Genomic DNA, 8,458 nt, shown 5'->3' with positions numbered 1-8,458 from the left:
CCCTCGACCTCCGCCGTGGCACTCGATGCCCCGGCGCCGACGGGCGGGGCCACCACCTCCGGCGCCCCGGCTCCGGCGGCCGGGAACCCGGTCTCCGCGACCAGGCCCGCGTCGCAGCCGGGCGCGGCCAATCCCGGCAGCCCGGCCACCACCGGCGCTGCGGCCCCCGCACCGGCCGCCGCCGACCCGACCACCCCCGCCGCGCAGGCCGATACCCCGGCGCCGCAACAGAATCCGGCGAGCCCCCAGCCGCCGCAACAGCAGCAGCAACAACAACCGGTCCAGATGCCGACGGTGCCGCAGATCCAGCCGCCGACGGTCCCCAGCGTGACGCTCCCCACGGGCGCACTGAACAATGCAGTTGATCAGCTCGGCAACGCCGTTCCACCGGTCGTTCCGCACACCGGCCGCTGAGAGTTGGTTCCTCGTGACAGGCATGACCCCCGTCGCACTGGATTCCATCCCGTGCGCCCGTGAGATTTTCCGGGACCTCGATTCCGACGATTCCGCCTCGGTGCTCTACCTCGTCCGGGGCCGCTCCGGCACCGGAAAGTCCACCCTGCTGGGCGCCCTCCGAGCGCGGTTGCGCGCCCGGGGCGTCCCGCACACCGACAATCCGGCGCACGCATTGCGCGCATCGGCCCCGGGCCGTGCGGACGGCAACAGCCGCGCCCGCGGCGCCCTCATCGTCGACGACGCCCACGCGCTGAACCCGGCCGAATTCGACCTGCTGTGCGCCGCAGCCGAATCCGGGGAGTACCCGGTGGTGATCGCGCTGCGCCCGCGCCCGCACGACCCCCGGCTGCGGGGCCTGACCGATCTGGTGGCCCGCCGCGGCCGGGTGGTCGATCTGCGCGCCCTGGGCGCCACCGAGATCGCCCCGTTCGCCCGCGAACTGGGCATGATGGTGCCGCGCGGGCTGGCCCAGCACATCCACCGCCAGACCGGCGGCATCCACGGTGGTGTGGTAGCCGCGCTGACCGCCGCCTGCGCCACCCGCCTGGACGCGGGCGTGACCGCGGTGGACCAGGCGGTGACGGCCTGGGCGCGAGCGCGTCTCGACGACGCCGATCCGGACCTGCTGGACGCCCTGGTGGTGGCGGCCATCGGCGCGGGCCTGGATACCGGCGAGCTCACCGAGGTGCTCGACGTCTCCCCGCCGGCCGCCCAGGATCTGGTGGACCGGGCCCGGGGCAGCGCCCTGGTCACCGATGCCGATCTACTGCTGGCCCCGGCCGTCCCGCCGCTGCGCACCCTGGTCGGCGACCGCCGCTTCCTGACCGTCGCCCGCCGCCTGCTGCACGCGCGCCTGGACGCCGGACTGCTGCGCGACCACACCGCACTGCTGCTCGCCGAATCGGGCGTCCGCGACGAGCGGCTGGCCGAATTCCTGTGTGCCGCAGCGGAACGCGCCGGTGACGAGGCGGTCCGGCACTACGCGGCCGCGGCCGCCGCCGGCGCGGATCCGGAGGCCCTGGCCGTGCGCTGGGCCGATGCCGCCGCCCGGGCCGGGGACGGCGACACCGCCCTGCGCCTGGCCGAACCCACGCTGGCCAATCCGGCGATCCCGCTCGCGGATCTGGCTGCCGCCGTGCGCATCTGCGCCGGTGTGTGGACCCGGCGCGGCCTGGCCGGCCGGGCCGCCCAGCTCTACACCTGGCTCGGACCGACCAGGGTCGGCCCGGACTGGGCGGTCGCCGCCACGGTGCTGTCGCTGTCCGGTGACGCCCACGGCGCACAGGCGCTGTCGGTCAATGCCGCCCAGTGGCCGCCGACCGAGGCCACCGCGCGCGCGGCCTCGATCGCCAATGCCCTGTTCGACACGATCGGATCGACCAGTGCCCCCGGCGATTTCAGCGCGGCGACGCGCACCGATCGCGGAAACGGCCACACCGGCACCCCATTCCCGCCGCCGCACCGGACTTTTGCCGCGCCGGCCGCCGGAACCGGCGCACCGGCCCGGGCCGCGAGCCCCGCGGCCCGGCCCGCCGGCGACCGATCGCGCCCCGACGACACCGCACCGGCGAGACCCGCTGCGAGCGCGGCGAATACCTTCGGAGCCGGGTCGGCCCCGACCGGTTTCACCGCCGAGATGCGGGCCATCGCGCCGACAACCCTTGCCGTACAGCGCTTCACCAGCCCCGCGCAGGCGCGGCGCGGCGCGGCCGTCACGGCGGCGTCCGCGCTCATCCACGCCGCGCACTCCGGTCCGGCCCCCACCGATGACGGCGGCGATCGCTTCCTGCCGTGCTCGGCGGTGTCGATCGCGGTGCTGCTGTGCCTGAGCATGGGCGATCCGCGCCGGGCCGCGGACGCCCTGCGGCAGGGCACCCAGGACCGCGGCCCCGGCCGCGATCCGCAGAGCCTGGTGCTGGGCGCGTGGGTCGCCATGCTGGGCGGCGACGAACATTCGGCGGCCACCCTGATGTCGGAAGTCCGGCTGACGGAACTGGATCCGCGCGATCGGCTGCTCGCGCACGGCGTGATCGTCGGCCTGGCCCGGCGCAGCGGCGATCACGCGGCGCTGGCCATGGCCTGGCAGCAGGCCTTCCCGCTGTTCGACGAGGTCGGCGCGGATCTGCTGGCGCTGCTGCCCATCGGCGAGCTGTGGCTGGCCGGCATCCGCCTGCGTGACGAGGCCCGGATGACCGCCCTGGTGACCGGCGCCGACGAACTGCTGCGCCGGCTCGGTGAACCGCCCGCCTGGTCGAATGCCTTCCACTGGTACGCGATTCAGGCTGCCATCGCCCAGGAGAGCCCCGAAGCCCTGCTGCCGCACGCCCATCGGCTCAAGACCTCCGCCGCGGCGGGCGATCCGCAGGCCGCGGTGCTGGCGGACGCGGGCCGCACCTGGGTGCTGGTGCTGCGCGGTCAGGTGGTGCGCGAGCAGGTGGAGGGCGCGGTGGCCCGGCTGGCCGGGCTCGGCCTGCGATGGGACGCGGCCCGGCTGGCCAGTGAGGCCGCGCTGGCGGCGGGTGATTCCGCCACCGCGACCGCGCTGCTCAAGCTGGCGCGCACGGTGCGCGCGCAGTCTCGGCCGCCGGAGTCTCCGGTGCGCGCGCCCGAGCCCGCGGCCCCGCAGCCACGCCCGGAACCGATCACCGATACCGTGCTGAGCGAACGCGAGCGTGAGGTGGCCGAACTGGTCCTACTGGGGTTGACGTACCGGGAGATCGGGGCCCGGCTCTACATTTCGGCCAAAACCGTGGAACATCACGTGGCTCGGATGAGACGTCGAATCGGTGCCGGCTCGCGTTCGGAGCTATTGTCAATGCTTCGCGCCATGGGTCACGGTTCACTCCTCGTCTGACCTCGGCGCGGAGAGCACCCGGACGCATCGAGCGAGGTAGAAGAGGATGGCCACTGGGGTGGGCCTGCGGATCGCGGACGACGAATCCGTCGTTGCCGTGGTGACAGGCGATGACGCCACACTCCCGGTGCACTACACCGTGCGCGAGTCCGTGCTGCACATGTCCGAGGACGGCGACGCCGTGCTCGGCGGCGACGCACCGGAGGGCTACAGCCATTCCATCCGGGGCTTCGTGGGCGCGGTCGGGGATCCGGCCGGGCTCGCGGTGGACGACGGTGAGGCGTACCGGGCCGAGGACCTGATGGCCACGGCGGTCTTCTGTCTGATCAGTCAGGCCGCCGAACATCTCAACGGTCCCGCCGAGTTCTATCTGGCCCACCCGACCGGCTGGCCCGACGCCCACGTGCGATCCCTGCGCGAGGCGCTGGACTATCTGGGCCTGAAGTCGGTGGTGCTGGTCAGCGAGCGGGACCTACCCCAGGCGGACGCGGAGACCGGGAAGACCCTGGCCTACAACGCGGCCCGCGCGGCGCTGGCGGCGGTGCTGTCCACCCCGGCCGGCCTCACGCCGCCCGATGCCACCGCGGCCACCGAGCACGCCGCCGACGTCACCGACGTGCTGCCCGCGCTCAAGTCCTCCGAACTGGCCCAGGCGTATTCGGCCGCGGTCCCGGCCGTCACCACCGCCGAGCCGGCCGTCACCCGAGCGACAGCGGCGGTCGCGGTCACCCACGCGCCACGCGCCAACCGCGGCCCGTACATCATCGCCGCGACGGCCGCCCTGATCGGTTTGCTGCTCGGTGGCGTCGGGGTGGCGGCCGTGTTGCGCACCGACGACTCCACCCCGGGCCCGCCGCGCGGCGAGGTGCGTTCGGAGCCGGTGGCCACCGCGGGGGTGGCCCCGCCGCTGCTACCGCCGACCGGTTCGGACAATCCGACCGCGGCCGCGCCGCCCGCCGATGCCGCGGACGTCCCGGTCACCTCGGACCCCTCGACCACGCCGCCACCGCCGACGACCACGCCGGACCCGCCGGCCACCACACCGAGCCCCACCCCGCACACCACGCCGCCCACGACGACACGCCCGTATCCGCCGATCTACCAGTATCCGTCGGTGCCGACCTTCGAGCTGCCGCAAGCGCCGGTGCTGCAGGATCCATGGGGACAGAATCCGCGTTGATTTCGTAGAGACCTTCGGTGGTTGATGCCCTAAAGTGGTGCGCTGACCGACCTTCCGGAAGGTAACCGGATCCGGGCCCGGGACATCGGTCTGCTGGTGCACTTACGAAGGGACTCCATGCGCAAGTTCATGGCGCGTCGCGCCACGGTTCGAGCAGCCACCGTCGCGTTCGCCTCGACCGTCCTCATCGGTCCCTTGCTCAGCACCGCCACCGCCGACCCGGCGTCCCCGGATCAGCTTGCCGCCGACAAACTTCCGGCCGAGCTGGTCACCGCCATCCAGCGCGATCTGAAGATGACGCCCGCCGAATATCTGGACCGGGCCAACCAGGCCCAGCAATTGCGGGACTACGCAACGACTTTCCGCAGCCAGCGTCCTGACGACTTCGCGGGCGCGTGGCTGGGCACCGACGGCAAGCCGGTCATGGCCGTCACCTCGCTCGATGCCGCCAAGATCGCCGCCGCCGACGGCTACCAGACCCGGCTGGCCCCGATCAGCGCCGACAACCTCGAGAGTTCGGCCGATCAGCTGAACATGTGGATCACCAGCCTGCCGCGCGATCTGTCCAATGCCATCAACTCGGTCGCCATCGACTTCCTCAACAGCCAGCTGGTGCTCAGCGTGGCGAACACCCCGGCCGGGCATTTGCTGAATCTGCCGACGCTGATCGCGAATATCAAGGTGATGCTGTCCCCGGATTCCGGCGGGCCGGTCGAACGGCGCCCCATGGGCGGTGACACCTACATCACCGCACCGACCGCGCTCAGTGATTCGTCGCTGCGCAGCGTCGATGTGTGCTCGTTCGGCTTCAACAGTGTGGATTCCGCCGGAAACGCCCTGAACATCAGTGCCGGACACTGCAATCCGAATGTGGACAAGGGCACCAGCGCCGATGTCTACATTCCGAATGTGAAAAACCTGGTGTCGAGCCCGAAGGCCGGCAGCTTCGTCTCCTCGAATCTGGGCGGCAGCAGCGCACTCGACTATTCGGTCATCAAGCTGAACGACGACGCGGTGCGGTCCGGCATGGATCAGCCGTCGGTGCGCGGCGCCAACGGCACCACCCTGACCATCACCGGGGTGGCCGACCCGATCACCGGCGCGCCGGTCTGCAAGTCCGGTCAATCCTCCACCTTCACTTGTGGTTTCGTGGTGGCCGACCGGGTCGAGACCCAGTTGTTCACCGCCGAGGGCCAGTCCAAGACGGTGCGTGGCTTCGCCTCCAGCGCCTGCACCCTGGGTGGTGACAGCGGCGGCGCGATCGTGACCGGCACGCTGGCGCTGGGCATCACCAGCGGCTCGAATGCGGCCGACGCGCCGAACTGCAACGAGGCCAATACCGCGCTGGCGCAGTACGGTGGTACCGCGTCGCTGGGCATCCCGGTGCGCGCGATCCTCACCGAAATCAACGCCAATTCCGGCGGCGGCGTCGGCAGCGGAATTCAGGTCCGGACGCGTTCCAACGCGTGATGATTCGCGGCCCGTACCAGCGGGCCGCGAAAATCGGACACCTTTCTCTTGGCGTGTTTGAGGCACGCCCGCCGTTTGCCCGCCGAATACCGAAACGTCATCTCACAATAAGTAGGCATAACCGGCCCGACACCATATAGTCGGGGCCATGCTCCTGCCACGTATGCGCTTCTCCATGCCTGCTGTGGGCCGCCGCCCACGGTCCCTCGTCCGTACTGCGGCGATCGCGGCCACCACTGTGCTCGTCGCCGGACCACTGGCGGCGAGTGCGCACGCGGAGCCCGCGACCCCCGCGGCCCCGGACCTGCCGGCCGAGCTGGTCACCGCCATCACCCGCGACCTGAAGATCTCCCCGCAGGACTACCTGCAGCGCGCCGACACCGCGCAGAAGGTGGCCAGCTTCGCCACCACCGCCCAGCGGCAGTTCCCGGGCGTCTTCGGTGGCGCCTGGCTGGACGAGACCGGCAAGGCCATCGTGGCGCTGGCCCCCGGCGACAGCCTGGACCAGGCCCGCAAGGCCGTGGCGGACGCCGGCTTCACCGCCAAGGACGTCGCCAAGAGCGAGACCACGCTGCGCGGTGAGAAGAACGCCTTCCAGCAGTGGCTCAAGGACCAGCCGGAGTCCGTGTCCAAGGCCATCCGGGGCGTGGCCGTCGACACCCTGAACAACAGCATCGCGGTGCGGGTGGACAAGCCCGACCTGCCGCTGCCCGGCTTCGTGGACCCGGCCCGTGTCATCGTCATGACCGCCCCGCCGGTCGGCGGCGAGGGCCAGGACGTCCCGAAGGCTTCCGACATCGCCGGTGCCGGCCCGCAGACCATGGCCGCCGGCCAGGCCTACGCCTCGGTGGCCGGTCGCATGTCGCTGCGCTGCTCGCTCGGCTTCAACGGCACCGATGGCAACGGCAACGTCGTGAACATCACCGCCGGCCACTGCAACCCCAACATCTCGGCCACCCCAGGCGCCAACTCGCCGGGCGTCTACCAGATGGTCGGCGGCGAGAACCTGGGCCCGCAGGTCGGCGTGTTCCAGAAGTCGGTGCTGGGCAACCAGGACTACTCCATCATCGGGATCAGCGACCAGTACCGGGACGCCTTCTCCAACCCGCTGGTGAACGTCCCGGGCGCGGCCCCGGTCAACATCACCGGCGTGGCCGTGCCGGTGGTCGGCGCCCCGGTCTGCAAGTCGGGTGCGCGCACCGGCTTCAGCTGCGGCGTGGTGAACGCCGTCGACCAGACCGTCCAGGTCGGCGACCGCATGCTCACCCAGTCGTTCTCCGCCAATATCTGCGCCCTGCCCGGTGATTCGGGCGGCCCGCTGGTGACCGGCACCCTGGCCCTGGGCATCTCCAGCGCCTCCTCGGTCGCCGATTACCCGGTCTGCGAGATCCCGAACCTGATCGGTCTCATCACCGGCAACACCCCGCAGCTGTTCGCGCAGCCGGTGAGCACCGTGCTCTCCGACAACCCGGGCCTGCGCGTGCGCACCCTCTGATCACAGCACCCTCGAAAAGGCCGGTAGCCCAACCGCTACCGGCCTTTTCGCATTCCGGGGTACCCGGGGTGTGCCCTCGGATGGCAGCGCAGGGGCGGCGGGCGGCAGCGGGCGGGGAGCGATCGGGCGTGGTCCCGGCGAGCCCCGGTCGGGCATGCTGGGGTTATGTGTTTGGTGTTGCTCGGCTGGCGGGCGCATCCGGAGTACCGGTTGATCGTGGCCGCCAATCGGGACGAATTCTTCACCCGCCCAACGGAATCGCTGCGGCCCTGGGGCGAGGTGCCCGGTCTGCTGGCGGGCCGGGATCTGGGTGCGGCGGGGCCGGTGCCGGGCACCTGGCTGGGTCTGCTGTCCGACCGGCACCGCTTCGCGACGGTCACCAATGTGCGCCGGGCCGGCGACTTCCGCCCCGATGCCCGCTCCCGGGGCGCGCTGCTGATGGATTTCCTGCGCGGCGATCCGGTGCCGGAGAAGTTCGTGCGCGGCGTCGCGGCCGCGCCCGACGACTACAACGGCTACAACCTGGTGGTCTCGGATCTGGAAACGCTGTGGTGGCACAGCAATCGGAGCGATCGGACCCCGCACGAACTCGCGCCGGGTTTCCACGGCCTGTCCAACAATGCGCTCGTGGGATCCCTCGAACCCGACGGCAGCGTATCGACCGGCACCGATGATCCGGCCTGGCCCAAGGTCCGCGAGGGCGTGCGCGCGCTGGCCGCCGTGGCCACGGCCGATCCGGGCGATGTCGAGAGCTATCTGGCCGTCCTGGCCGACCGCACCCCCGCCGCCGCCTCCGAATTGCCGGAGACCGGACTGGACCCGCTCGCCGAACGCGCGGCCTCTGCGCGCTTCGTCGATTATCCAGTGCACGGAACCCGATGCAGCACAGTTCTTCTGGTGCGCGAGGACGGCAGCTACGTGATGACCGAGCACACCTTCGCCCGATTCGCCCACCGCCGCGACACGGTGTCGTTCACCGGCCACCTCGAACTGCCGGCCTGAC

Annotated in this window: 5 protein-coding genes and 1 pseudogene; all 6 read left to right on the top strand. The window is 71.7% G+C overall.

From position 1 onward, the window contains the following. Positions 1-414, top strand: a pseudogene (locus tag ACFXN1_RS30675) (hypothetical protein); the annotation flags it as partial. Between the two features lie 22 nt (positions 415-436). Further along, positions 437-3,310, top strand: coding sequence for a LuxR C-terminal-related transcriptional regulator (locus ACFXN1_RS30670; protein ID WP_379443707.1), 2,874 nt, complete (start codon positions 437-439; stop codon positions 3,308-3,310). Positions 3,311-3,356: 46 nt separating this feature from the next. Then, the gene (locus tag ACFXN1_RS30665; protein WP_379443706.1) at positions 3,357-4,490 is read left to right on the top strand and encodes a hypothetical protein; all 1,134 of its coding nucleotides are present in this window, start codon (positions 3,357-3,359) and stop codon (positions 4,488-4,490) included. Positions 4,491-4,607: 117 nt separating this feature from the next. Further along, positions 4,608-5,960: a S1 family peptidase gene (locus tag ACFXN1_RS30660; RefSeq protein ID WP_379443705.1), complete on the top strand. Its 1,353-nt coding sequence runs from the start codon at positions 4,608-4,610 to the stop codon at positions 5,958-5,960. A 148-nt stretch (positions 5,961-6,108) separates the two neighbouring features. Then, positions 6,109-7,455, top strand: coding sequence for a S1 family peptidase (locus ACFXN1_RS30655; protein ID WP_379443704.1), 1,347 nt, complete (start codon positions 6,109-6,111; stop codon positions 7,453-7,455). Between the two features lie 165 nt (positions 7,456-7,620). Beyond that, a complete protein-coding gene (locus ACFXN1_RS30650; protein WP_379443702.1) occupies positions 7,621-8,457 on the top strand; it encodes an NRDE family protein in 837 nt (278 codons plus the stop codon). Position 8,458 lies beyond the last annotated feature (1 nt).

Origin of the sequence: Nocardia sp. NPDC059154 (assembly GCF_042755705.1) — a bacterium.
GTDB lineage: Bacteria > Actinomycetota > Actinomycetes > Mycobacteriales > Mycobacteriaceae > Nocardia.
Note: the sequence above shows the minus strand (reverse complement) of the source record. Positions and strands in the feature narration are given on the sequence as shown.

Coding starts and splice junctions, on each gene's coding strand:
- ACFXN1_RS30670 (WP_379443707.1), top strand. CDS start 437: ATGACCCCCGTCGCACTGGATTCCATCCCGTGCGCCCGTGAGATTTTC.
- ACFXN1_RS30665 (WP_379443706.1), top strand. CDS start 3,357: ATGGCCACTGGGGTGGGCCTGCGGATCGCGGACGACGAATCCGTCGTT.
- ACFXN1_RS30660 (WP_379443705.1), top strand. CDS start 4,608: ATGCGCAAGTTCATGGCGCGTCGCGCCACGGTTCGAGCAGCCACCGTC.
- ACFXN1_RS30655 (WP_379443704.1), top strand. CDS start 6,109: ATGCTCCTGCCACGTATGCGCTTCTCCATGCCTGCTGTGGGCCGCCGC.
- ACFXN1_RS30650 (WP_379443702.1), top strand. CDS start 7,621: ATGTGTTTGGTGTTGCTCGGCTGGCGGGCGCATCCGGAGTACCGGTTG.